Origin of the sequence: Blastomonas ursincola, from assembly GCF_013607875.1 — a bacterium.
Taxonomy (GTDB): Bacteria; Pseudomonadota; Alphaproteobacteria; order Sphingomonadales; family Sphingomonadaceae; genus Blastomonas; species Blastomonas ursincola.
Genome location: NZ_VDES01000002.1, coordinates 240,768 through 266,382, shown reverse-complemented (window position 1 = coordinate 266,382; position 25,615 = coordinate 240,768). Strand labels below are relative to the sequence as shown.

General features: G+C 65.2%; 18 protein-coding genes. 10 read left to right on the top strand and 8 right to left on the bottom strand.

Features of this window, described 5'->3' with window-relative positions:
* Positions 1–1,167: an FtsH protease activity modulator HflK gene (hflK, locus tag FG486_RS07320; RefSeq protein ID WP_181267078.1), complete on the bottom strand. Its 1,167-nt coding sequence runs from the start codon at positions 1,165–1,167 to the stop codon at positions 1–3.
* A 146-nt stretch (positions 1,168–1,313) separates the two neighbouring features.
* Here hflK and FG486_RS07315 point away from each other — a divergent pair, with 146 nt between their 5' ends.
* The 4 genes from FG486_RS07315 (at position 1,314) to FG486_RS07300 (ending at position 7,541) form a co-directional block, all read left to right on the top strand.
* Positions 1,314–2,294, top strand: coding sequence for an Mrp/NBP35 family ATP-binding protein (locus FG486_RS07315; RefSeq protein ID WP_066282591.1), 981 nt, complete (start codon positions 1,314–1,316; stop codon positions 2,292–2,294).
* 6 nt (positions 2,295–2,300) lie between these two features.
* A complete protein-coding gene (locus FG486_RS07310; RefSeq protein WP_181267077.1) occupies positions 2,301–4,604 on the top strand; it encodes a xanthine dehydrogenase family protein molybdopterin-binding subunit in 2,304 nt (767 codons plus the stop codon).
* Complete coding sequence (hemH, locus tag FG486_RS07305; protein ID WP_338401587.1) at positions 4,601–5,629, top strand: ferrochelatase; 1,029 nt, start codon at positions 4,601–4,603, stop codon at positions 5,627–5,629. The genes FG486_RS07310 and hemH overlap by 4 nt, the downstream gene beginning before the upstream one ends.
* A gap of 328 nt (positions 5,630–5,957) precedes the next feature.
* A complete protein-coding gene (locus FG486_RS07300; RefSeq protein ID WP_181267076.1) occupies positions 5,958–7,541 on the top strand; it encodes a helicase HerA-like domain-containing protein in 1,584 nt (527 codons plus the stop codon).
* 173 nt (positions 7,542–7,714) lie between these two features.
* Here the strand turns inward: FG486_RS07300 and FG486_RS07295 are convergent, their stop codons facing one another.
* Positions 7,715–8,143 carry a CBS domain-containing protein gene (locus FG486_RS07295; protein WP_066284027.1) on the bottom strand — a complete coding sequence of 143 codons (429 nt, stop codon included), beginning with the start codon at positions 8,141–8,143 and terminating at the stop codon, positions 7,715–7,717.
* A gap of 144 nt (positions 8,144–8,287) precedes the next feature.
* On the opposite strand from FG486_RS07295, the gene FG486_RS07290 reads away from it, so the two are divergent.
* A complete protein-coding gene (locus FG486_RS07290) occupies positions 8,288–8,578 on the top strand; it encodes a hypothetical protein (RefSeq protein ID WP_066284024.1) in 291 nt (96 codons plus the stop codon).
* Positions 8,579–8,591: 13 nt separating this feature from the next.
* Complete coding sequence (locus FG486_RS07285; protein WP_066284021.1) at positions 8,592–8,999, top strand: acyl-CoA thioesterase; 408 nt, start codon at positions 8,592–8,594, stop codon at positions 8,997–8,999.
* An 84-nt stretch (positions 9,000–9,083) separates the two neighbouring features.
* On the opposite strand, the gene FG486_RS07280 is transcribed toward FG486_RS07285, so the two are convergent.
* Positions 9,084–9,851, bottom strand: coding sequence for an alpha/beta hydrolase (locus FG486_RS07280; RefSeq protein ID WP_181267075.1), 768 nt, complete (start codon positions 9,849–9,851; stop codon positions 9,084–9,086).
* A 510-nt stretch (positions 9,852–10,361) separates the two neighbouring features.
* Between FG486_RS07280 and thrS the strand changes: the two genes are divergently transcribed.
* The gene (gene thrS, locus FG486_RS07275; protein WP_181267074.1) at positions 10,362–12,374 is read left to right on the top strand and encodes a threonine--tRNA ligase; all 2,013 of its coding nucleotides are present in this window, start codon (positions 10,362–10,364) and stop codon (positions 12,372–12,374) included.
* Between the two features lie 418 nt (positions 12,375–12,792).
* On the opposite strand, the gene FG486_RS07270 is transcribed toward thrS, so the two are convergent.
* From FG486_RS07270 to FG486_RS07255, 4 genes are all read right to left on the bottom strand, one after another.
* Positions 12,793–16,104 carry a TonB-dependent receptor gene (locus tag FG486_RS07270; RefSeq protein ID WP_181267073.1) on the bottom strand — a complete coding sequence of 1,104 codons (3,312 nt, stop codon included), beginning with the start codon at positions 16,102–16,104 and terminating at the stop codon, positions 12,793–12,795.
* Positions 16,105–16,553: 449 nt separating this feature from the next.
* A complete protein-coding gene (gene clpX / locus FG486_RS07265; RefSeq protein WP_066278917.1) occupies positions 16,554–17,828 on the bottom strand; it encodes an ATP-dependent Clp protease ATP-binding subunit ClpX in 1,275 nt (424 codons plus the stop codon).
* 163 nt (positions 17,829–17,991) lie between these two features.
* Positions 17,992–18,618: an ATP-dependent Clp endopeptidase proteolytic subunit ClpP gene (clpP, locus tag FG486_RS07260; RefSeq protein ID WP_060977383.1), complete on the bottom strand. Its 627-nt coding sequence runs from the start codon at positions 18,616–18,618 to the stop codon at positions 17,992–17,994.
* 62 nt (positions 18,619–18,680) lie between these two features.
* Positions 18,681–20,045: an MFS transporter gene (locus tag FG486_RS07255; RefSeq protein WP_241695653.1), complete on the bottom strand. Its 1,365-nt coding sequence runs from the start codon at positions 20,043–20,045 to the stop codon at positions 18,681–18,683.
* 180 nt (positions 20,046–20,225) lie between these two features.
* Here FG486_RS07255 and FG486_RS07250 point away from each other — a divergent pair, with 180 nt between their 5' ends.
* From FG486_RS07250 to FG486_RS07240, 3 genes are read left to right on the top strand one after another with little or no spacing between them, the layout of a single operon-like run.
* Positions 20,226–22,703, top strand: coding sequence for a TonB-dependent receptor (locus tag FG486_RS07250; RefSeq protein WP_066278909.1), 2,478 nt, complete (start codon positions 20,226–20,228; stop codon positions 22,701–22,703).
* A gap of 2 nt (positions 22,704–22,705) precedes the next feature.
* Positions 22,706–23,854 carry a glycoside hydrolase family 68 protein gene (locus tag FG486_RS07245; RefSeq protein ID WP_181267072.1) on the top strand — a complete coding sequence of 383 codons (1,149 nt, stop codon included), beginning with the start codon at positions 22,706–22,708 and terminating at the stop codon, positions 23,852–23,854.
* A complete protein-coding gene (locus tag FG486_RS07240; protein ID WP_241695652.1) occupies positions 23,832–24,719 on the top strand; it encodes an ROK family protein in 888 nt (295 codons plus the stop codon). Before FG486_RS07245 ends, FG486_RS07240 begins: the two co-directional genes overlap by 23 nt.
* Positions 24,720–24,725: 6 nt before the next feature.
* Here the strand turns inward: FG486_RS07240 and yghU are convergent, their stop codons facing one another.
* Complete coding sequence (gene yghU, locus FG486_RS07235; protein WP_181267071.1) at positions 24,726–25,613, bottom strand: glutathione-dependent disulfide-bond oxidoreductase; 888 nt, start codon at positions 25,611–25,613, stop codon at positions 24,726–24,728.
* Positions 25,614–25,615 lie beyond the last annotated feature (2 nt).

Genomic DNA, 25,615 nt, shown 5'->3' with positions numbered 1-25,615 from the left:
TCAGTTCGACCCTCCCTGCGCACGAGGAGCTTCGACGGTTGTGCTCTCCTGCATCTTCTTGCGCAGCTCGGGCAGCGGCAGATACGGGGTCACATTGCCCGGTTCGATGATCGTTTTGTCAAGCTTGGACAGCACCCGCTCCATGGTCTCGTAATACATGCGGCGACGCGTCACTTCGGGCGCGAGGCGATATTCCTCGTACACCTTGTCGAACGCGGCGGCCTCGCCCTGGGCAGCGGCGGTGAGCTGCTGCGCATAGGCGCGGGCCTCGTTGAGATAGGTCTGCGCTTCCTGCTGCGCGGCGGACACGGCCTTGAACGCCTCGTTCACCGCTTCGGGCGGATCGGCCTTCTTGATCGCGACGCCCTGCACCTGGATGCCCGAACGGTAGCTGTCGAGCAGCTCCTTCATCCGCTGCTCGACCTTCTGCTCGACCTCGATACGGCCGGGGCCGATGGCATCGTCGAGCGTCACTTCGGCGACGCTGGCGCGCATCGCGGCTTCGGCGGCCTCGCGGATCGTCGCTTCGGGGTCGGCCAGCTGGAACAGGTAGAGCGTGGGGTCCTTGATCGTCCAGCGCACCGAATAGGCGAGATCGACGAGATTCTGGTCGCCGGTGAGGATCAGGTTTTCCTGCGTGCCTGCGGCGGGAATGTCGATGGTGCGGATGTTCTGCACGTCGACCGTCTCGAACGATTCGATCGGCGCGGGCAGCGTCAGCGCGATGCCGGGCTCGACCGTGCGCGAATAGCTGCCGAGGAAGGTGACGACGCCGCGCTCCTGCGGGCCGACGCGGTGGAAGCTCGACAGCACCAGCCAGGCGACGACGACCGCGCCGACCGCGATCGGCACATAGCTCTTGCCATTGGGACGCTTGGGCAGGCCGCCAAAGCCGCCGCCGCGGAAACCACCGCCGCCTCCGCCGCCCGGGCGACGCTTGAACAGGTCCTCGATATTGTTGGGCTTGCGACCGCCGCTGCCGCCATTGCCGGAAGGCTGCCAGGGGTTGCGCGGACCGCCGCCGTTGGAACCGCCGCCGGTTCCGCCGCCATCGCTGCCACCCGAACCGGAATCGCCGGAGCCGCCCGAACCTCCCGATCCGCTGCCCCAGGGGCTGTTATTGGCCATCGTCAATATGCGGGGGAACCACCCGGTCAGTCTTGTCATAGGACCTTTATAGGTTGTGCCTTCGCAAAAAACAGGGGGTTCGTGCGCTTGTATTGTGCGTTGACCCGCATTTCGTCTAGGCGGGGCGGAGCGATCACGAGCAGAGCTGGCTCGGGGGCGCACACCGCTTCATGCGCGAGGAACTGATGGCAGAGCTGAACGAGATCGAGGCCGTAGCGGCAGGCGCCAGCGAAGGACGCGCCAGCGCGGTCAAGCTGCGCGATGGCGGCGTGGTATCGCTGGTGCTCGACGTGGCAGGGCTCGAGCCGCTTGCGCGCGACAGACTGGAGATTGCGGTCAAGGGCGCGCTGCTCAAGCTCGAGGGTGTGAGCAAGGTGCAGGTCGCGATGACCGCCGAGCGTCGCCCGCCCCGGCTGATCGTGGTGGGCTCTGGCAAGGGCGGGGTCGGCAAGTCGACCTTTTCGGCCAATCTCGCGGTCGCACTGCACCGTGCCGGGCGCAAGGTCGGGCTGGTCGATGCCGATATCTATGGTCCGTCGCAGCCGCGCCTGTTCGATTGCGAGGATGTGAAGCCCACCGCGCGCGACCAGAAGCTGGTGCCAGTGCCCAATGATTATGGCGTGCCGATCCTCTCTATGGGGCATCTGGTGCAGCCGGGCCAGGCGATCGCGTGGCGCGGGCCGATGGCGGGCAATGCGCTGGGCCAGCTGATCGACGCGCATTGGGGCGACGTGACCGACATCATCGTCGACCTGCCGCCGGGCACGGGCGACGTGCAGCTTTCCATGCTGCAAAAGCACAAGCCCGCCGGCGCGGTGATCGTCTCCACCCCGCAGGACCTGGCGCTGATGGACGCGGTGCGCGCGATCAGCCTGTTCGAACAGGGCAGCGTTCCCATCATCGGGCTGATCGAGAACATGGCGGGCTATGTCTGCCCACATTGCGGCGAGCTGTCCGATCCGTTCGGCATCGGCGGCGCGGAAGCGGCGGCCAAGTCGATGAACCTGCCGTTTCTTGGCCGGGTGCCGCTCGACATGGCGATCCGCAAGTCATCGGACGCGGGCGTGCCGCCGGCCTCGGGCGAGGGGCTGATCGCCGATGCGTTCGGCAGCATCGCCGCGCGCATCTCGACCTGGATCGACAACCGCTTCGGTAAGGCGGGCTGAGCGACCATGGCGCTGATCACGCGGCGCGGGCTGCTGATCACGGCGGCGGCCGGGGCGGGATTGACCGTCGCCTGGGCACTTTGGCCGCGCCGCTATGACGATTCGCCCGGCTTTGCCGAAGGCGAGGCGGCCTTCGGCGCGTTCCTGCGCATCGCCACCAACGGCACGGTGATCGTCGGCAATCCGCATTGCGAAATGGGCCAGGGCGTGGGTACCGTGCTCGCGCAGATCGTGGCGGAAGAGCTGGGCGCGGACTGGCGCACGATCGCACTCGAACCCGCGCCGCCCGTTCCGGTCTTTGCCAACAACCGGCTGGCGAGCGAATGGATGCCACTGCTGATGCCGAGCGGATGGACGCTTCAGCCCGACGAGAACGACATCCTGATCCGCCGCTGGGCGGCGATGCGCGATTTTGTCGTGACCGCAGGCGATACCGAAGTGATCGCGTACGAGCCGAGCTATCGTGCCGCAGCGGCGACCGCGCGCGCGATGCTGTGCCAGGCGGCGGCGGATCGCTGGGGTGCTGCGGTCGAGGAAACCGATACCCGCGACGGGTTCGTCGTCTGGGGCAACGAGAAGCTGCGCTTTGCCGAGCTGGCCGAAGAAGCGGTGGGCTATCCCGTGCCCAGCCCGGCGCCGTTGCGCACCACCCTGCCCGGCAATGTCCGCGCCGAACCGATCGGCGATGCGCCACCGTTCGCGCGGCTCGACCTGCCCGCCAAGGTCGATGGCAGCGCCAGCTTTGCGGGTGATGTGCGCCTGCCCGACATGGTCTATGCCGCGATCCGCCAGGGGCCGGTCGGCGCGGTGCGTCTCGAAAGCGTCAGCCGCAAGCCGGCGGACGGTGTCACCGGACTGATCGACGTGGTCCAGGGCGAGGACTGGGTGGCGGCGGTCGCAACCAGCTGGTGGGGCGCGGACAAGGCGGTGCGGCTATTGCGCCCGCGCTTCGCGCATATCGGCGGAAAGCTTAGCGGCGAACAGATTGCCGAGCGGCTCGACAAGGCGCTCGACGGGCCGGACAAGGGCGGACGAACCGGCTACCGGATGTTCGCGCGCGGCGAGGAGGATGCAGGCTTTGCCTCCGCCAAGGGGCTGGCGGCGCGCTACGCCATCGCCGCCGCGCCGCATGCGACGCTGGAAACAGGCGCGGTCACCGCGCGCTTTGCCGACAACCGGCTGGAGCTATGGGTCGCGAGCCAGGCCCCGCAGGTCGCGCGCCGCCGCGCCGCCGCCGCGCTCGGCATTCCGGTCGCCAATGTGCAGATCTATCCGATGCCTGCAGGCGGATCGTTCGACCGCAGGCTCGACGACGATCTGGTGGCGCCTGCCGCGATCCTCGCGCGCGATCTGCGCCGCCCGGTGCAGCTGATGCGCTCGCGCCTGGAAGAATCCGCGCGCGACCCGGTGCGCACGCCCGCCGCCGCGCGCGTCGCCGCGCTGACCGACACCGAGGCGAACATCCGCGCGCTTTCTATCAAGATTGCCTGCCCGCCCAGCGCACGCGAATTCGCGCAGCGGCTGTTCGAGGACGCGCATCCGACGGACGCGATCGAGACGACCAGCGGCGAAGCCGACCGCATGGCGGTGGCAGGCGCGATGGTGCCCTATGACATCCCGCATCTCGCGATCGATCATTATCCGGTGCGCATCGACGTGCCGACGGGGCGCTGGCGCGGCAATGCGGCAAGCTATGGCGTGTTCGTCACCGAAACCTTTATCGACGAGCTGGCATCGCGCGGACGGCGCGAGCCCTTGTCCTACCGGGTGCAGATGCTGGGGCAGAACATCCGCCTCGCCAATTGCCTCACCCGCGTCGCGGGGCTGGGCGAATGGGATGGCGGCATGGACAATAGCGGCCAGGGCGTCGCCTGCTGTTCGTGGAACGGCGCGCATATCGCGGTGATCGCCAGCGCCTCGCGCGCGAGCGACGGCGCGCAGGGCGGCACCGGGCGCGGCGGCTTCCGGGTGGAGCGGCTTTCCGCCGTGGTCGATGCCGGACGCATCATCAATCACGACATAGCCTTGCAACAGATAGAGGGCGGCATGATATTCGGCCTTGCTATGGCGATGGGGTGCGCCACCGGCTGGACCGATGGCTATCCCGATGCCAGAGCGCTCAATGACCTTTCCCTGCCGCTGCTCGCGGACATTCCGGAGATCCGTGTGGACCTTATCGAAAGCCAGGAGCCGCCTGCGGGGCTGGGCGAAATCGGCGTGCCCGCCGTGGCGCCTGCCATCGCCAATGCGCTCGCTTCGGCAACCGGCCTGCGCCTGCGCCAGCTGCCCCTGCTGTCAGGTGGCCTGTGAGCGATAGCGAAATTTCCCGGTCGGGCACGGCACCGCCGCCCGAGCATCCGCCGATCCTGAAGCCGAAGGTCGGCGTGCTGCTGATCAACCTCGGCACGCCCGCTGCTCCCACGACCAAGGCGGTGCGCGATTATCTGGGCGAGTTCCTCTCGGACAAGCGCGTGGTCGAGATCCCCGCGATCGTCTGGCAGCCGCTGCTGCGCGGCGTCATCTTGAACACCCGGCCGCAGAAATCCGCCGCCGCCTATGCCGAGGTATGGACCGATCACGGATCGCCGCTGATGGTCTATTCGCGCCGCCAGACCGAGGCGCTACAGCAGCGGCTGGGCGACGGCGTGCTGGTCGATCTGGCAATGCGCTATGGCCAGCCTTCGATCGAATCGCGGATCAAGGCGATGAAGGACGCCGGGTGCGACCGCATCCTGCTCGCCCCGCTCTACCCGCAATATTCGGGCGCGACCACCGGCACCGCCAATGACAAGGCGTTCGAGGTGCTGCAGGCGATGCGCTGGCAGCCCGCGATCCGCACCCTGCCCGCCTATCATGACGATCCGGCGCATATCGATGCCTTGAAGCGCAATATCGAGCACGCGATCGCCTCGCTCGATTTCGAGCCCGAGGAGATCGTCACCAGCTTTCACGGCATGCCGCTGCGCACGCTGCATCTGGGCGATCCCTATCACTGCCAGTGCCGCAAGACCGCGCGCCTCTTGAGCGAGGCGATGGGGCGCAACCTGATCGTCTCGTTCCAGTCGCGCTTCGGCCGCGCCAAATGGCTGGAACCGGCCACCGACGCGACGCTCGAGGCGCTCGGCAGGAAGGGCGTCAAGCGCATCGCCATCGTCGCGCCGGGTTTTTCGGTCGATTGCCTCGAGACGCTCGAGGAGCTGGCGATCCAGGGCCGCGAGCAGTTCGAGCACGCAGGCGGCGAGAAATTCGCCTACCTGCCGTGCCTCAATGCCAGCGCCGAGGGGATGGACATGCTCGAGACGCTGGTGCGGCGGGAGCTCGCGGGCTGGATTTGAGGCGGGCTGGGTTTGAGCGAATCCCGCAGCGCCTGGCCCTTCACCCCCGCCCGCTCAGCCTGAGCCTGTCGAAGGCCTCCACCGCCGCTCCGACCAATCCACACGTCACCCCCGCGCAGGCGGGGGTCCCGCTTTCTCGGATCGATCGGCACAAGCAAGCGGGATTCCCGCATTCGCGGGAATGACGATGGTGTGATTGGAACCCTTGGCGCGGGGCCTTCGGCAGGCTCAGGCTGAGCGGCGGTGGTCACAGTTTACACACCCTCGCCCTCGACTTGCCCCCATCGGCGCGGCATACCGGCACCAGCACGATCAGCAGGGGAATGGCATGTCCGACATCTTTCTAGGCCTGGGCGGCGGCGAGAAGCAGATGCTGATCCTGTCGCGCGCCAACCGGCACGGGATGATCGCGGGGGCGACCGGCACCGGCAAGACGGTGACCCTGCAGGGCATTGCCGAAAGCTTCTCCGCCGAAGGCGTGCCGGTGTTCGTCGCCGATGTGAAGGGCGACCTGGCCGGCATCGCGATGCCCGGATCGCCGGCCCACAAGGCGCACGAAAAACTCGTCGCGCGCGCGGCCGAGATCGGGCTCGAAGGTTTTGCCTATTCGGACAATCCCGCCGTGTTCTGGGACCTCTATGGCGAACAGGGTCACCCGATCCGCACCACGATCAGCGAGATGGGGCCGCTGCTGCTCGCGCGGCTCATGGGCCTCAATGACACGCAGGAAGGCGTGCTCAACATCGCCTTCCGCTTTGCCGACGAACAAGGGCTGCTGCTGCTCGACCTCGCCGACCTGCAATCAGTGCTCGCCTATACCGCCGAAAACGCGAGCGAGCTGTCCGCGCGGTTCGGCAATGTCACCAAGGCCAGCGTCGGCACGATCCAGCGCCAGCTGCTCCAGCTGGAAAGCCAGGGCGCAGGCCAGTTCTTCGGCGAACCGGCGCTGGAGATCGACGATTTCCTGCGCTGCGACGATCAGGGGCGCGGCTATATCAACGTGCTCGCCGCCGACAAGCTGATGCAGAGCCCCAAGCTCTACGCCACCTTCCTGCTCTGGCTGCTGTCCGAACTGTTCGAGACGCTTCCGGAAGTCGGCGACCCCGAAAAGCCGAAGCTCGTCTTCTTCTTCGACGAGGCGCATCTGCTGTTCGATGACGTGCCGGAAGCGCTGGAAGAGAAGATCGAGCAGGTCGTGCGCCTGATCCGCTCCAAGGGCGTCGGCGTCTATTTCGTCACGCAGAACCCGATCGACATTCCCGAAAAGGTCGCCGGCCAGCTCGGCAACCGGGTGCAGCACGCGCTGCGCGCCTTCACCCCGCGCGACCAGAAGGCGATCCGCGCCGCCGCCGATACCTTCCGCATCAACCCCGATCTCGATGTCGCCACCGCGATCACCGAGCTCAAGGTCGGCGAAGCCTTGGTCTCGACGCTGCTGGAGGACGGATCGCCCTCGATCACCCAGCGCACGCTGATCCGCCCGCCGCGCTCGCGGCTGGGGCCGCTGACGCCCAAGGAGCGCGCGATCATCCAGTCGGTCTCGCCGCACGACGGCAAGTATGACACGCGCGTGGAGCGCGAGTCGGCGATGGAGGTGCTGGCGCACAAGGCTGCCGATGCCGCTGCCGTGGCCGAGGAGGTCGAGGCCAAGGGCAAAGAAGAGGTCGCAAAGCAGCCGCGCAAGACGACATCGGTCTGGGCCAAGGCAGGCAATGCGGCGGCAGGCGCAGCGGCGGCTTCGGCGGGCGCGGTGATCGCGGGCGCGCTGCGCGGCAAGAAGAGCAGCGCGCGTCCGGTCGCGTCGGCGGCGACGGCAGCAGCGGGCGAGGTCGCGACCGAAATCGGCAAGGCGTTCGGCTTTCCGGGCCTGGGCCGCTTCGCGCGCAACCTGCTCGGCGGACTGATGCGATAGGCTTACGCAGCGAGGGTTGCGCACACGTCCCTCGACTTTAGTTCATCCTGAGCGGCTGGCTGGCCAGCCAGTCGAAGGGCTCGGGACAAACGGAGGGGGTGCGTCTCGCCTTTGAACGACCTTTTCCGAGTTCCCGAGCGAAGTCGAGGGACGTCGGCACCCAATCCCCCGGTTCAAACGCTCTGGATATAATCCCTGAGCGCCGCCGCCTCGCTTTCGATCTTGTCGATGCGATACTTGACCAGATCGCCGATCGACACGAAGCCGATCAGCGTCGTCCCCTCCACCACCGGCAGGTGGCGGATGCGCCGCCGGGTCATCAGCGACAGCGCGGACATGACCTGGGTATCGGGCGTGACCGTGATCGCCGGCGCGGTCATCGCCGCCTCGACCGGCTGATCGAGCACCTCTGGCCCTTGGGCGTGCAGCTTGTAGACCAGGTCGCGCTCGGAAAAGATGCCCACCACCTCGCCGTCGCGCACGATGGGCAGCGCGCCGATGCGTTTCTCCGCGAGCAGATTGGCGGCATCGCGCACCGTGGCACTGCACGCGCACTGGTGGACGGTTCCGTCGCGGCCGGAAAGGATATGGGCAATGGTCATGGCAGGCGCTCTCCTTGGGCACGGCCCGGTCGCCTTCTAGGGAGGCAGCGCCGAAACATGAGCGCCGCCAGAGCGACTCAAGGCAGAAGCATCGTCCCACGAAATGCTTGGAAAGAAAAGCCGCGAGGACCTATATCCCTGCCCATGCCGCGCTATTCGAATCTGGACGATCCCGCTTATGCCCGTTTCGCCTGGGGCCGCTATTGGCGCGTCATGGGTTGGATGGCGGCAGTGACCACACTGGCGATCGGGCTCATCCTGGGCACGCTGTTCCTGCTGCACGGGCTGGTCTCGATCCATCTCTATATTGCCGCAGCGCTCGGCATCGGCTTTACGATGCTGCTGACGGCGGCGCTGATGGGGCTGGTGTTCCTTTCCAGCGGCACCGGCCATGACGAATCGATAGACGACGCGCTCGATCCCGACGCGCCTTGAGGGGGTCTTTTTCATGTCCGAACCGACCGGATCGCTGACCGCGGGACGCGAACCCGTGCTGCGCGTGGTGCCCGCGCCTGCCGACATCAACTCGAACGGCCATATCTTCGGCGGCTGGGTGCTGGCGCAGATGGATATCGCAGGCGGCATCGTCGCGGGCCGCGAAGTGCAGGGGCCCTGCGCCACCGTCGCGATCGAGACGATGCAGTTCCTCGCGCCAATCCTGCTGCGCGACATCATCTCGATCTATGGCGAGGTCGAGCGGGTGGGCCGCACCTCGATCGCGATCCGGCTCGACGTGATCGCCACGCGCGGGCGCGGCGCGGAGGAAGTGCGCGTGACCAGCGGGCTCTTCACCTTCGTCGCGCTGGACGAGAACCACCGCCCGAGGCCGATCGTCAGGGAAGCGCCGCTCGCATAATCGTCATTCCCGCGAACGCGGGAATCCCTCTTCTTCAGCAACGGGCGCGCAAAAGCGGGACCCCGCTTTCGCGGGGGTGACGGGTCAGGTGGATGAAAGCTGTATCAGCAGATTCCCCACCGTCTGCACCAGCAGCGCGATGTCGCCATCACGCGAGAGGCGGTGGTCGCCGTCCTTGATCAGCAGAAGCTGCACGTCGGCCGATCGCAGCTGCTTCGTAGTCTCCAGCGCATATTGCCACGGCACGTCGGGGTCGTTCTGCCCCTGGATCAGCCGCACCGGGCCGTCATAGGCGATCTCGCCGATCAGCACGCGGTTGCCCTCGCCCGACTGCCAGAAGCGGCGCGTGGTCACCATCGGCTCGGGACCGTATTCGCTCGCGCGCTCAAGCCGTCCTTCGGTGAGGATCGTCATCTTCTCCTCCTGGGAAAAGCCCCACATGGTGAAATCGGGCGCGGCGGCGATGCCGACAATGCCTGCGACGCGCTGCGGCCGGGCAAGCGCGACCAGCAGCGCCAGCCAGCCGCCCATCGACGAACCGACCAGCAGCACCGGGCCGCTGACCACCGTGTCGATCAACGCCAGTACGTCATCGCGCCAGTCGGCCAGCGCCTGATCCTCGAACTTGCCGCTGCTCGCCCCGCACCCGGCATAATCGAAGCGCAGCATCGCATGGCCGGTCTCCCCCGCCCAGGCGTCGAGCGCCAGCGCCTTGGTCCCGGTCATGTCGCTGGCATAGCCGGGCAGGAAGACGAGTGTCGGGGCACCCGCGCGCTCGGGCGCAGCGCGGCGGTGTGAATAGACAAGGCGCGGCCGATCGGCGCGGTCGAGAAACGAGAGGGTGTTGGTCATGGGCTGCGGCTTAGCCGAGTGGCGGCAGCGTGGCTAGCCAAGCGTCTTCCCCTCCCGCACGCGGGAGGGGAAGAGGGGGAAGTCCGCCTCTCCCTCCATGGGAGAGGCAGCGAGGCTTGGCGACGCAGGAGCCTAGCCGCAGCGGTGAGGGTGAGGGTGCGTCCTGGCACTATGGCATGATCCCGAGCGATCACCCCCACCCCACCCTCCCCCATCGAGGGGTAGGGCTTCGGTAGGCGGCCCCTTCGCTAGTGACTCCTTCACCCTTCATCGCTATATCCTCCGCCATGGCGAGCATCCGCACCCTCACTAGCACCACCACTCCGGGTTTCCGGGGGCGGGGCTGCGTGGGCTGAACACGCGGAGCCAGCCACCCGGAGCGGGTGGCGCGGCGTCGGCTCCTCCCCGCACATTCCGGCACGACACACAGGCGCGTAACCCCTTTTGGGGCGCGGCGGTTTGTGCCATGGCGCTGCGACACGAATGGGCGGAACAACAGGAAACACGGCCATGTCCCAGCTTTTGAAGATCAGCCTGCCCGATGGTTCGGTGCGCGAGATGCCGCAAGGGTCCACCCCTGCCGATGTCGCCGCCGCGATCGGCCCCGGCCTTGCCAAGGCGGCGATCGCGGCGCGCGTCGATGGCGAGCTGCGCGACATCACTCGCCCGTTCACCGGCGATGCGACGCTGGCCCTGGTCACTGCGAAGGACGAAGCCGATGCGCTGGAGCTCGCGCGGCACGATTTTGCGCATGTGCTCGCCGAAGCGGTGCAGAACCTGTTCCCGGGCACGCAGATCACCTTCGGCCCCTCGACCGATGACGGCTTCTATTACGATTTCGCGCCCCCAAACATCGATGGAAAGCAGCGGCCGTTCACCGACGAGGACCTTCCGGGAATCGAGGCCGAAATGCGCCGCATCATCGCCGCGAACAAGCCCTTGCGCCGCGAGGTGTGGGACCGCGACGCGCTGATCGCGCGCTGGCGCGAGCAGGGCGAGACGTTCAAGGCCGAATGGGCGGCCGAGCTGCCCCAGGGCGAAGAGATCAGCGTCTACTGGTCGGGTGACGACTGGATGGACATGTGCCGCGGCCCGCATCTCGCCTCCACCGGCAGGCTCGACCCTGCCGCGTTCAAGCTGACGCGCGTGTCGGGCGCCTATTGGCGCGGCGACCAGCGCAACCCGCAATTGTCGCGCATCTACGGCACCGGCTGGCTCAACAAGAAGCAACTCGATGCGCATCTGCTCCGCCTCGAGGAAGCCGCCAAGCGCGACCATCGCAAGATCGGCCAGGAAATGGACCTGTTCCACCTGCAGCAGGAAGCGCATGGGAGCGTCTTCTGGCACCCGCGCGGCTTCGTGATCTATCGCGCGCTCGAGGCCTATATGCGCCGCCGGCTCGACGCGGCAGGCTATCTCGAGGTCAAGACCCCGCAGGTGATGGACGCGCGCCAATGGGAGCAGTCGGGCCATTGGGGCAAGTATCGCGAGAACATGTTCGTCATCCCCGACGAGGTGCCGAACACCGAGGACGAGGGCCCGGTGGTGTCGAACGACGCCGCGTGGATGGCGCTCAAGCCGATGAACTGCCCGGCGCATGTCCTGATCTTCCGCCAGGGGATCAAGAGCTATCGCGACCTGCCGCTGCGCCTCGCCGAAATGGGCTGCTGCCACCGCAACGAGCCGCACGGCGCGCTGCACGGCCTGATGCGCGTGCGCCAGTTCACGCAGGACGATGCGCATATCTTCTGCCGCGAGGACCAGCTGGTCGACGAGATCAGCCGCTTCTGCGACCTTCTCGACGTGGTGTACAAGGATCTGGGCTTTGGCGACTATGCCATCAAGCTCGCGCTGCGCCCCGAAAAGCGCTTCGGCTCGGACGAGATGTGGGACTGGTCCGAACAGTCGATGCGCGATGCCGTCGCCGCGACCGGTCGCAACACGCCCGAATGGGGTTGGGAAGAGCTGCCCGGCGAAGGCGCCTTCTATGCGCCCAAGCTCGAATTCCACCTGACCGACGCGATCGGCCGCACCTGGCAGGTGGGCACGATCCAGACCGATACCGTGCTGCCCGAGCGGCTCGATGCGAGCTATGTCGCCGAGGATGGCAACCGCCACCGCCCGATCATGCTGCACCGCGCGATCCTGGGCAGCTACGAACGCTTTATCGGCATATTGATCGAGCATTATGCGGGCAAGTTCCCGCTCTGGCTCGCGCCGGTCCAGGCGGTGGTCGCGACCATCGTCTCGGACGCCGACGATTATGCGCGCGAGGTCGTCGCAGAGCTTCAGGCGGCGGGCATCCGCGTCGAGGAGGATCTGCGCAACGAGAAGATCAACTACAAGGTGCGCGAGCATTCGGTGGGCCGCGTGCCCAATATCCTCGTCGTCGGCAAGCAGGAGGCCGAGAAGCGCACCGTGGCGCTGCGGCGCCTGGGCGAACAGCAGCAGCAGTTCCTGTCGCTCGACGAGGCGGTGGCGATGCTGAAGAACGAGGCGCTGCCGCCCGATCTCAAGGGCTGATCCGCACGCATGTCTGATGCGATCCATGAAGTGGCCTGCGAGGTCTATGCTCACAAGGTATGGCAGGGCATAGACCTGACGTTAGCCCTGCGCATGAGCAAAACCCGCATCAAGCGATGCCCGGAATGCCATGGCCGCGTCCGCATACATTCGGCCGCATCGAATGGCATGAGAGCCCATGTCGAGCACTTTGCCCGGCATCCGGGATGCTCGCGTGGGGATTGTTTTGACGGAACCAGCCGACCTCATCCAGACGCTCTGCGCTAGCTTCCAAGCTTTGATGGAAAGTACGCAAAAGCCCCCTGATCCCGGACCGGATCAGGGGGCTTTTTCGTGCCTGCGCTCCGCGGGGTTCCGTCCAGGAAAAAGGGCGCGATGGTCACCCACCGCGCCCCCGATCCTCTCCCCGAGGGGAATATTAGAAAGTGAGGCGAACCCCGAAGCGCACCGCCCAGAGCGAACCGCGCAGGTCAACCGCCTCGGCCGGAGCCGTGAAGGTCGTGCCGGTGCGGTTGGCGAACTGATACTGAGCGCAGGTGTTGGTGCCCTGTGCTACGCAGGTCACGTTGGCCAGCGTACCGTAATAGGGGAAACCGACCTGACGGATGGTACCCCAATCGGAGTCGAGAAGGTTGAGCACATTCTCGACGTCCGCCAGCAGTTCGACCTTGGTGCCCAGGAAGAACGGAACTTCCTGACGCAGCGACAGGTCTAGCTTGTTGTAGCGCGGCGACTTGCCGATATTTTTCGGCGCAATGCGGCCCTGATACTTGTTCAGTTCCGAATTCTGGACGAAGTTCTGGAACCCGGCAAAGTCGAAGTTCGCTGCATAGGTGACAAGCGGATCAGCCGTACGCGACGAGACATTGGGCACGTACATCAGGTAGCGGTTGTTGGTGCCGGTGACACCGAAGACCGCCGAACGCAGGTTGCCCGATGCCTGGTCGGCAAAGGTATAGCTGTAACGCTGACCCGACTGCGAGTTGAAGAACAGCTCGAACCGGGTGGTATTGTCACCGAACAGCTTGGCATCATAACCCATCACGATGCGGAAGGCGTCGTCACGCTGGTAGTTGGAGATGCCATAAGCTGCGAAATTGGGATCAATGACGGCCGCGTTGGTGTAGTTCGAGAACGCCACCGACGAGGTGCCCGAGTTGGTGTCCTTGGCACGCTGATAGGTGTACGAAGCGCCCAGACGGAAACCGTTGTCCCAACGCTTGTCGACCCGCGCCACCACGTTCCAGCTGTAACCACGACCGTCGTTGGTCAGCAGGATATCGGTATTGGTGGTCGTGCCCTGGCCAGGCAGGGCACTGTAGCGCGGGCGGCCATCGGGGAGCACGCCGGTCGCCACCGAGCGCAGATCGGTCCAGGTCAGAGCGTCCTTGACCTTCGACCAGATGACATCGACGCCGAACTGCCAGTCGTCACCGAGGAAGCCGAGATTTGCGTTATATTCGAGCGTACCCGAAACGCGCCACTGCGACGGGATCTTGTAGTTCGGATCGAGCGCGTTGGTCGGTGCCTGCGCGGTGCCGGTGGTGCGGATCGCGTCGATCAGCGCCTGCGGAATGCCGGTGCCTCCCGAAACGTTGTTCAGCGTAGCTGCGCCAATCGCGTTCTGCTGCGCTGCCGACAGCCCGGCGATGCCCGAGACGGTGAACGTATCAGGAGCACCGTTCACGCCGGGAACGCGACGGACCTGGACGTTGCCCAGCGTCGGACCGGGGTTCGAATAACTGTTCGAAATCCAGACGTTGGGGTTGCCGCCACCGAACAGACCCGCCGAACCACGGAAGGTCAGGCGATCGGTGGGCTTCCAGTTCAGGCCGAAGCGCGGCTGGAACAGCTGGCGACCATTGAGGGTCTGGGCGTTGGTGAAGCCGTAGCGGTTGAAGAAGTCGTTGTTGACGAACGGACGATCGGGCGTGTCGAACAGGTCCCAGCGGAAGCCAGCAGTCACCACCAGCGTGTCGGTGACGTCCACGGTATCCTGCAGACCGAAGGTCCAGCTGTTATTCTCGAAATTGGCCGCGACCGTCTCGATACCGCCACGCAGCGGTGCCGAGAAGTTCAGCTCGTTCGCCTGGCGCGCCTGAAGACCGGCGATCGAGTCGAAATACCAGGCACCCGAGACGCGCTGGGCGAACAGGTTGCGGATATCCTGGGTCCGGCGCTCGGCGATCAGCTTGAGCGTGTGGTTGTTGAGCTGCAGTGTCGCCTGGAACTCGATATTCAGCGACTGTGCGTCGAGTTCGTTTGCCTGGCGGCTGATGTCCGGGCCGAAGGTGAGCTGACGCTGGCCAACAGTACAGGCGAGCGCTGCCGCAGCCACGGTCTGGCCAGTAATCGGCGCAGGCGAGGTCGGGTCGAGACAGGTGCGGAACTCACCAAAGGACGCTGCGCCAAAAGGCTGCTGAATGCGCAGATAATCGGCATAGGACACGCGCAGCTGGGTCGAGAAACTGTCGGTCCACTGGTCGTTGAACTGAACGATGCCGAAATGGTTGGTCGCACCCTGGTTATAGTTGTTCGACAGGTACGAGAAGGTCGGGTTAGTCGCAGTCAACGCACCGATGCCGGTCTGGCCTGCGGTCACGTTGCCCTTGTTGTAGATATAGGTGAAAGTCGCGCGGTGGCCATCGGCGATGTTCCAGTCGACCTTGGCGACGAGCTTGTCGTCCTTTTCGGGAATGTTGCCGCCAATGCCCTGGGTGTCGAAATTATAGGCGCTCTGGGCGATCGCGCTGATGTTGCTGAGCTGGGCATCGGTAATACCGAGCGCACCAGGCAGGATCGGGGCAGGAATGATGTCCCGCAGCCGCTCATAGGTCACGGCGAAGAACAGCTTGTCCTTGATGATCGGGCCCGCCAGCTGAGCGGTGTAGATCTTCGATTCATAGGCACCGGTGCGAACGACGCCGCGGGCGGTATCACCGCGCAGGCTGTCATCGCCGTAATAGAAACCGGCCAGGCCCGAGAAGCTGTTGCTACCCGACTTGAGCTGTGCGTTGAGCGCGCCGCCCTGGAAAAAGCCCTGCTGGATATCGACGGGGGCGACTTCGACCGAGAATTCGCCGATCGCATCGAGCGGAACCGGGCCACGGGTCGAAACCAGGCCGCCCGCTTCGAGACCGAAGGGATCGCCGAAGGCGACGCCATCGACGGTGAAGCGGTTGAAACGGTTGTTCTGTCCCGCGATCGAGATCGCACCGCCATTGGTCGGGTCAAGGTTCACGCGCGGGTCGCGCGCGGCGAGGTTGCGGATGTCGCGGTTGACGTTCGAGACGCCGGCGATGTCACGCGCGCTCAGCACGGTGCCCGCACCCGATTCGAGCGGGGTGACGGCAGCGACCGACGATGCGGTCACGACGATCACGGCCTGAGACTGCAGCTCGACCGGAACGCGGAAGTGCTGGCCGGCCTGGAGGAAGATGTCGGTGACCGAGGACTGCTCGAAGCCCGAAGCGTTGACTTCAACCGTGAAGGGGCCACCCAGACGCAGGCCGACGGCGCTGAAATTGCCGTCGCTGTCGGTCGTGGTGGTGGCGGTCGTGCCCGAGGGCGTGTGGATGATCTTGACTTCGGCGCCCGCCAGCGGCGCGCCGTCGCCGGTGACGGAACCACGGATCGACGAGGTCGTTTCCTGGGCGTGCGCCGGCGCGGCCATCACGGTGGCCAGCGAAAGCGCCGCGGCGCTCGCCGCGAGATAATAGCGAATCTGCATGTGTCTTTCCCCGTTTCTTGCCACCCTTGGGACACTGGCGGCGATGAAAGCGCTCTCAAAAATCAAGAGATGAGCGGCGCACTAGGCGGCGCTAAGGACAGAAAAGCGAAACGAATGTGAAGGAAATGTGACAGATTTAAGTCACGATGTTACGACCCAACTGGAAATCGTTCGCAACTGCGTTAAACACTTGTTTTAAAAAGAATAAAGTGCGCCCAATGCCGAGTGGCGGTGCGCTTGGTGCGCGATGCGCTTCAACGCGTCCTGACGTTTTCTTCGCAACTGCGGCATAAATGACACGCTGGTAACCATGCCGCCGGTCAGTGGCGCGCCAATTGCCCCAATCTGGTTTCGAGTCGGTGCCACGCAAAAGGGGACGCGTGGCCTGTCGCCTCGCGTCCCCTTGAAGAACCTCGATAAACCCGGCCGATACCGACCGGGCGATGTCGTCAGGCTGCGTCGCCCGCCTCGATCTTGTCCTTGGCGGCGAACACCTGGACCGGGTCCTTGCGGCCTTCGACCACCTCGCGGTCGACCACGATCTCGGCGACGCCCTTCATGCCGGGCAGCTCGAACATGGTGTCGAGCAGCATCGCCTCGACGATCGAGCGCAGGCCGCGCGCGCCGGTCTTGCGTTCAATGGCCTTTTTCGCGATCGCCTCGAGCGCGTCGTCGGTGAAGCTGAGCTCCACATCCTCGAGCTCGAACAGCTTCTGATACTGCTTGATCAGCGCGTTCTTGGGTTCCTTGAGGATCTTCACCAGCGCGGTGACGTCGAGGTCCTCGAGCGTCGCGATGACCGGCAGACGCCCGACGAATTCGGGGATCAGGCCGAATTTCAGCAGATCCTCGGGCTCGCCTTGGCGTAACAGCTCGCCGGTCTTGCGCTCTTCGGGCGCGGCGACATGCGCGCCGAAGCCGATCGACTTGCCCTGCAAACGGTCGCCGATGATCTTTTCCAGACCTGCGAACGCGCCGCCGCAGATGAACAGGATGTTGGTCGTGTCGACCTGGAGGAATTCCTGCTGCGGATGCTTGCGGCCACCCTGGGGCGGGACGGAGGCGGTGGTGCCTTCCATCAGCTTGAGCAGGGCCTGCTGCACACCTTCGCCCGACACGTCACGCGTGATCGAGGGATTTTCGGCCTTGCGGCTGATCTTGTCGATCTCGTCGATATAGACGATGCCGCGCTGCGCCTTCTCGACATTATAGTCCGAGGCCTGGAGCAGCTTCAAAATGATGTTCTCGACATCCTCGCCGACATAGCCCGCTTCGGTCAGCGTCGTCGCATCGGCCATGGTGAACGGCACGTCGAAGGTCTTTGCGAGCGTCTGCGCGAGCAGCGTCTTGCCGCAGCCGGTGGGGCCGACGAGCAGGATGTTCGACTTGGCCAGCTCGACCTCGCCCGAGCCCTTGCCCGAATGGTTGAGGCGCTTGTAGTGATTGTGCACCGCGACCGAAAGCACGCGCTTGGCGCGGTCCTGGCCGATGACATAATCGTTGAGCACGTCGCAGATTTCCTGCGGCGTCGGTACCCCGCCATCCTTCTTGCCAGCAAGACCGGCCTTGGATTCCTCGCGGATGATGTCGTTGCACAGCTCGACGCACTCGTCGCAGATGAACACCGTCGGTCCGGCGATGAGCTTGCGCACTTCGTGCTGCGATTTTCCGCAGAAAGAGCAATACAAGGTGCTCTTCGAATCGGAACCGCTCAGCTTAGTCATAGCATTTCCTTCTGTTCCGGCTGCATTATGCCCGGAACGTAACGTTTCAGCCTAGTGCCTAAAATGCGAAATTCAACACGCAACACCCGCCCTGTGGACGGGCATTGCGGCGAATCCGGCTTGGGCCACGGCCTGCAGCGCCCGTGATAGGGCGCAATCCTTGTTAATTTCCTGCCTCGTCCGATGGAGCGGGACGCTTGTCCATGACATGATCGACCAGCCCGAATTCCTTGGCCTCTTCCGCTTCGAGGAAGGTGTCGCGGTCCATCGCCTTCTCGATTTCCTCGAGCTTGCGGCCGGTGAACTTGACGTACAGGTCGTTCATCCGCTTGCGAATGCGCAGAATCTCGCGCGCCTGGATCTCGATATCCGATGCCATGCCGCGCGCGCCGCCCGAAGGCTGGTGCACCATGATGCGCGCATTGGCGAGCGCGGTGCGCATGCCGGGTTCGCCCGCCGCGAGCAGGAAGCTGCCCATCGACGCCGCCTGGCCGATGCACACCGTACCGACGCGCGGACGGATATACTGCATGGTATCATAGATCGCCATGCCCGCCGTCACCACGCCGCCCGGCGAGTTGATGTACATGAAGATGTCCTTTTTCGGATTTTCCGATTCCAGGAACAGCAGCTGCGCGACGATCAGCGAGGCCATGTTGTCCTCGATCTCGCCGGTCACGAACACGATCCGTTCACGCAGCAGCCGCGAGAAGATGTCAAAGCTGCGCTCCCCGCGATTCGACTGTTCGATGACAATCGGGACCAGGGCATCGCGGACGGTATCGTACATAAGGAAGCCTTCTTTCTGCGCTTTTGTTTCGACCGCCTAAATCGGCCTGTTTGCGCGCAAGTTCAAGCCCCGATGCGTTGCCCCCGCCCGACCATCAGCGTGGCGATCGCGCCGCACAGCATCAGCACGCCGGCGAGCAATATGGCGTTGCGCGGATCGGAGCCGAGCAGCGGCGCATAGATCAGCGGCATGGTCACCGTCTCGATCAACATGGGGATGACGATGAACATGTTGAAAATGCCCATATAAACCCCGGTGCGTTCGGGCGGGATGCAATCGGCCAGCATCACATAGGTATTGCCCATCATGCCTGCCCAGCCCAGGCCGATGCCGATCATCGGCACGAACATCGCGATGCGATTGTCGAGCATCGGCAGGCTGAGCATCGCCAGGCCCGAGGCGACGAGGCACAGCGCGTGCACCGGCCTTGCGCCGAACTTGCGCACGATCGGGATCAGCGCCAGCGCACCGACGAACGACACCGCATTATAGGCGACGCCCATCTGCTGCGCGGTAAGCGAGGCGGAGATGAAGTCCGCGCTCGAAGCCTTCGCGCCCTCGCCCGCCGGAAACAATGTGCGCGAGACCGAGAGCGCGATGAACTGCCAGTAGACGAACATCGCATACCATTGACACAGCATCGCCCAGGCGAGCTGGCGCATCGGGCGAGGCATGGCGATGAAGGCATCGCGAATTTCGGCAAGCGCCGCGCCCGCGCCCATGGGCTTGGCGGCCATTTCTGCGAGCTCGGCCTCGCTCAGCTTCAATTCGGGCACGCGCAGCACCGACCAGACGATGGTCGAGATCGACAGGATAGCGCCGATGACAAAGGCGATGCGGACGATCACCGGAATGCCGTTCATGTCGACCAGGTTCTGGCTGATGCCGAAGCCGACGAGCAGGCTGGGCGCGGCATAGGACAGGCATTGCGCGAGGCCGGTGAACGCGCTCTGCACCAGGAAGCCCGCAGGTCTCTGCCCCGGCTCGAGCCGGTCGGCGACATAGGCGCGATAGGGCTCCATGGTGATGTTGTTGCCGGCATCGAGCAGCCAGAGCAGGCTCGCGGCCATCCACAGCGTGCTCGAATAGGGCATCAGGAAAAGGCAGAGCGAACAGATCACAGCGCCGATCAGGAAATAGGGCGTGCGGCGGCCGAGTTTCGACCGGGTGCGGTCGGACAGGGCACCCACGATCGGCTGGATCAGAAGGCCCGTCATCGGCCCCGCCAGCCACAGCAGGGGCATCGTCGCCTCGTCCGCGCCGAGAAAGGTGTAGATCGGCGTCATGTTCGCCTGTTGCAGGCCGAAGCTGAACTGCAGCCCGAAAAAGCCGAGATTCATTTCGACGATTCGCGGCAGCGACAGCCGCGGCGGCGCGGTGCGCGGCGCGGCGAAATCGGCGGCGGAAGCGTGCGTGGCGCTGGTCATCACCCTCTCCTTGTCGTGAAAGCGGCGTCTTGCCTAGCGCCTTGGCCGCGATGCTATGCCCAGCTGGCACCGCTTGGCAAGCTTTTTTGCAAACGATTGCACATTCTGCTTGCAATCGTTTGCTAACTTGCTAGCGTCGATGGTCATAGCCGATCAACCGGCAGGTTCAGGAGAGATGTCATGACGATTTCCAAGGCTCTGCGCGCATCCAGCGCCACCGCGGCGCTTGCCGCCTCCACCCTTTTCCTCGTTCCCGCCGCCTTCGCGCAGGACACCGCTGCGCAGGACGACAGCGCCGAGAGCGACGTCATCGTCGTGACCGCCGTGGCGCGCGGCGCCAATGTCCTCGACAGCTCGGTTTCGGTCAGCGCGATCGATGCCGACCAGATCGCCACCACCGCGCCGCGCAGCGCGGCGGAAATCTTCCGCAACATCCCCGGCATCCGCTCCGAATCGTCGGGCGGCGAAGGCAATGCCAATATCGCGGTGCGCGGCCTGCCGATCGCCTCGGGTGGTGCCAAGTTCCTGCAGCTGCAGGAAGACGGTCTGCCGATCCTCGAATTCGGCGACATCACCTTCGGCAACTCGGACATCTTCCTTCGTTCGGACCTCAACATCGCGCGGGTCGAGGCGATTCGCGGCGGTTCGGCCTCGACCTTCGCCTCCAACTCGCCCGGCGGCGTGATCAACATGATCTCGAAGACCGGCAAGGGTCAGGACGGCGGCACGATCCAGGCGACGCTCGGCCTCGACTATGACGAGAAGCGCTTCGATTTCGATTATGGCGGCGCGCTGGCCGACGACCTCTATTTCCACATGGGCGGCTTCGTCCGCCAGGGCGAAGGCCCGCGCGACATCGGCTATGACGGCAATCGCGGCGGCCAGTTCAAGATCAACATCACCAAGGAATTCACCGGCGGCTTCATCCGCTTCTACGGCAAGTATCTGGACGACCGCGCGGTCGCCTATCTGCCCAACCCGGTGCAGGTGACCGGCACCAACGCCAACCCCAATTATCGCAACGTTCCCGGCTTCGATATCAGCGGCGACAGCCTGCATTCGCGCTTCTTCCGCTCGGCGCTCAGCCTGAACGGCAACAACCAGCCGCAGCGCTACGACATCACCGCCGGGCAGCGCCCGCTGGTCAAGGCGTTCGGCTTCGAGGGCGAATTCGAGGTCGCCGATGGCTGGACGGTGACCAACCGCTTCCGCTTCTCCGACGTTTCGGGAAGCTTCGCCTCGCCCTTCCCGGGCTCTGTCGATACCGCCGCCAACACCGCGACCGCGCTCGCCGGTGCCGGATCGCGCCTGGTCTTCGCCAATGGCCTGCAGGCCGGGCAGAACGTTCCAGGCAATGCGCTCGTCGCCAGCGTGGTGCTGTTCAACACGCGGCTCAACAGCCTGGACAACATCACCAACGACCTGCGCATCACCGGCGATTTCGACATCGGCAGCGGCAAGGCGACGCTGACCGCCGGCTTCTACAAGTCGCGCCAGGACATCAACACCGACTGGCTGTGGACCTCGCACCTGCTCGAGGTGCGCGGGGGCGGCAATGCCGCGCTGATCGACGTGGTCGCCGCCAATGGCCAGCGCCGCAGCGACGGTGGCACCGTCGCCTATTCGGCAAGCTTCTTCGGCAATTGCTGCCGCCGCAGCTATGACCTGCAATATGATACCAACGCGCCCTTCGCCTCGCTTTCGCTCGAATTCGACAAGCTGACGCTCGACGGCAGCATCCGCTACGATTTCGGCGATGCTTCGGGCCGCACCTTCGGATCGGATCTGGGCGGCGGCCGCGTCGGCATCACCAGCTTCGATTTCAACCGCAACGGCGCGATCAGCCCGGCCGAGGCGCAGACCGCGACCATCCCGCTGAATGCGCCCGCGCTGGTCGATTACAGCTATGATTATTTCAGCTACTCGCTGGGCGTGAACTATCGCGTCTCGAATGATCTCGCGCTGTTCGCCCGCTACAGCAAGGGCGGCCGCGCCAATGCCGACCGCATCCTGTTCAACAACGATAACGTCAACTTCGTCACCGGCGACATCCGCAGCGAAGGCATCGCGGTCGATTTCGTCAAGCAGGCCGAAGCCGGCATCAAGTATCGCTCGGGCGGTCTCGCGCTCTATGCCACCGGCTTCTATGCCGAGACCGAGGAAACCAATTTCGAGGCGACCAGCCGCCAGACCTTCGACCGCCAGTTCAAGGCGCACGGCATCGAGCTCGAAGCCTCGTACCGCACCGGCGGCTTCACCTTCAGCGCGGGCGGCACCTATACCGATGCCGAAATCAGCCGCGACCGCATCAATCCCGGCAACCAGGGCAACAAGCCGCGTCGTCAGGCCGATTTCATCTATCAGCTGAGCGGCCAGTATGAAGAGGACATGTTCACGCTCGGCGCCAACATGGTCGGCACCACCGACAGCTTCGCGCAGGATAACAACCTGCTCGTGCTGCCCGGCTTTGCCCAGGTGAACGCGTTCGTCGCGGTGCGTCCGTTCGATCGGGTACAGCTGTCGCTCAACGCCAACAACCTGTTCGACACGCGCGGCTTTACCGAGGCGGAAGAGGGCGCGATCCCGGCCAATGGCATCGTGCGCGCGCGCTCGATCAACGGGCGCACCATTTCGGCCACGCTGCGTTACGACTTCTGAGAATGACCACCGCCTGGACCGCCGCGCATATCGCCGCTCTCGAAGGCCAGCCCCTGCCGGTGCCGGGGCTGATCGGCGAGGACGATGCGCGGCGCATCCTGCCCGATCTGCTGCTGTGGGACATGTGGCCGCTGCAGCGGGCGGACGGTCGCCTGGCCGAGGTGAACGGCGGCAGCCTGTGGATGGTGCTCGGCGCGCTTGACCGGGGCGATCCGATCCTGCGCCATTTCGAGGCGAAGATCCGGCTGCTGCACCTGGACGCTGGCGGCTGGCACGATCTGGGCGACATGCTTCCGCAAGGCCTGGGCGATTTCGAGCGCGAATGGTCGGGCTCGGCATTGCTCGAAGGCGACCAGGTGACGCTGTTCTTCACCGCAGCAGGCTATGCCGACCGGCCCGGCGGTTTCCAGCAACGGCTGGCAGAGACGAGCGGCACTTTGCAGCCCGATGGCCGCATCACCGACTGGTCGGCAGTCCGCGAAAGCGTGGTCGCCGATGGCGCGGTCTATCTTGCTGCCGACAAGCACGAGGGCGCTCCCGGCACCGTAAAGGCGTTCCGCGACCCGGCTTTCTTCATCGATCCCAAGGATGGCGCGCGCTATCTGGTATTCACCGGCACGCTCGCCGCATCGGATCACGCGTTCAACGGTGCGGTAGGGCTGGCACGGAAGGACGAAACGGGCGCCTGGCAGCTGATGCCGCCGATCATCCATGCCGACACGCTCAACAACGAGCTTGAGCGCGCGCAGATCATCGCGCATCAGGGGCTCTATTATGCCTTCTGGTCCACGCAACGCTCGGTGTTCAACCCCGGTGGTCCTACCGGGCCGACCGGCTTCTACGGCATGGTCGCCGATTCGCTGAACGGGCCCTGGCGGCCGCTCAATGGCACCGGGCTGGTCATCGCCAATCCGGACGAGGAGCCGATGCAGACCTATAGCTGGTTCGCGACATCGGACCTGCTGGTGTGCAGCTTTGTCGATCATTGGGGGCTCAAGGGCCGCAAGCCTTCGGACAGCGCGCTGGTAGCGGCGGAGACGTTCGGCGGCACACCCGCACCGATGGTGCGGATCGCGCTCGATAAAGACCGCTCGTCCATCGTCGAGGTCTTCGCGATGGACCGGCTCCATGCGGTCTGCGATGCCGGCTGAGGCTCCGCTGCTCGGCGCCATCGAGGCGGGCGGCACCAAGTTCGTGCTGGGCGTCGGTACCGGTGCCGATGCGATCGTCGACCAGGTGCAGATTCCCACCCGCGATCCCGAAACCACGCTCGCCGAGACGATCGCCTTCTTCCGCAAACATCCCGGCCTTGCCGCGATCGGCATCGGCTCGTTCGGCCCGCTGGAACGGGATCGCAGCGCGGCGAAATGGGGGCATATCCTGGCGACCCCCAAGCCCGGCTGGAGCGATTGCGACCTTGCCGGAACGATCGCACGCGCGCTTGGCGTTCCGGTCGCCTTCGATACCGATGTCAACGCCGCCGCGCTGGCCGAGGCGCGGCTGGGCGCAGCACGCGATGCGAAGGTCAGCGTTTATGTCACCATCGGCACCGGCATTGGGGGAGGCGTGATCGCCGATGGCCGGATCGTCGGCGGCACCGGCCATCCCGAGCTAGGCCATATGCGCCCGCGCCGCGCGCCGGACGACCGTGAATTCGCAGGCCATTGCCCGTTTCATGGCGATTGCCTCGAAGGGCTGGCGAGCGGGCCTGCGATCATCGCGCGCTGGGGCCAGTCGCTCTCCCACCTCGCGCCCGATCATGACGCGCATGGCATTATTGCGGGCTATCTCGCAGAAATGTGCAACACGTTGCGCGCCGCGCTCGCCCCCGATGCCATCGCGCTGGGCGGCGGGGTGATGGGCACGCCGGGCCTGTTCGAGCGGATCGTCGCCGAAGCGGGTACGTGCGACGGGGGCTATTTCGCGCTGAGCGCCGAAAAGGTGATCCGCCGCCCCGCACTCGCACCCATATCGGGGCTGGCGGGTGCATTCCTGCTCGCGGCGGACCTTCTGTAACCCGGCTTATTCGGCCGGCGCGGCGGCGAGCTTGTCCTGGGTGCGCAGCTCGAAATCGCTCGCGTCATGCCGCTCGAGCAGCTGCTGGCTGAGGTCATCGCCAAAGCCGCGATTGACGATCCGGCCGCGCTTGACCGCCGGGCGCTCGCCGATCTGTTCGGCCCAGCGCAGCAGATGCGTATATTCGTGCGCCTGGAGGAATTCGGCCGCGTTATAGACCTGCCCGGTCGCGACGCCGCCATACCAGGGCCAGATCGCGATATCGGCGATCGAATAGTCGCTGCCCGCCATATATTCGTTGTCCGCCAGGTGCCGGTTGAGCACGTCGAGCTGGCGCTTCGTCTCCATCGTGAAGCGGTCGATGCAATATTCGATCTTGAGCGGGGCATAGGCATAGAAATGCCCGAAGCCGCCGCCGAGATAGGGCGCGCTGCCCATCTGCCAGAACAGCCAGTTGAGCGCTTCGGTGCGCTTCATCGGATCACTGGGCAGGAAGGCGCCGAACTTTTCGGCGAGGTAGAGCAGGATCGAACCCGATTCGAACAACCGCACCGGCTCTGCACCGCTGCGATCCATCAGCGCGGGGATCTTGCTGTTAGGGTTGATGGCCACGAAATCGCTGCCGAACTGGCCGCCCTGGCGGATGTCGATCAGCCAGGCGTCATATTCCGCGCCCGAATGCCCGGCAGCGAGCAATTCCTCGAGCATCACGGTAACCTTCACGCCATTGGGCGTCGCCATCGAATAGAGCTGCAGCGGATGCTTGCCGACCGGAAGCTCCTTGTCGTGCGTCGCACCGGCGATGGGGCGGTTGATATTGGCAAAGGCGCCGCCATTGTCCTTGTTCCAGGTCCAGATGGCGGGCGGGGTGTAATCTTCGGGGAAGTTGGTCATGG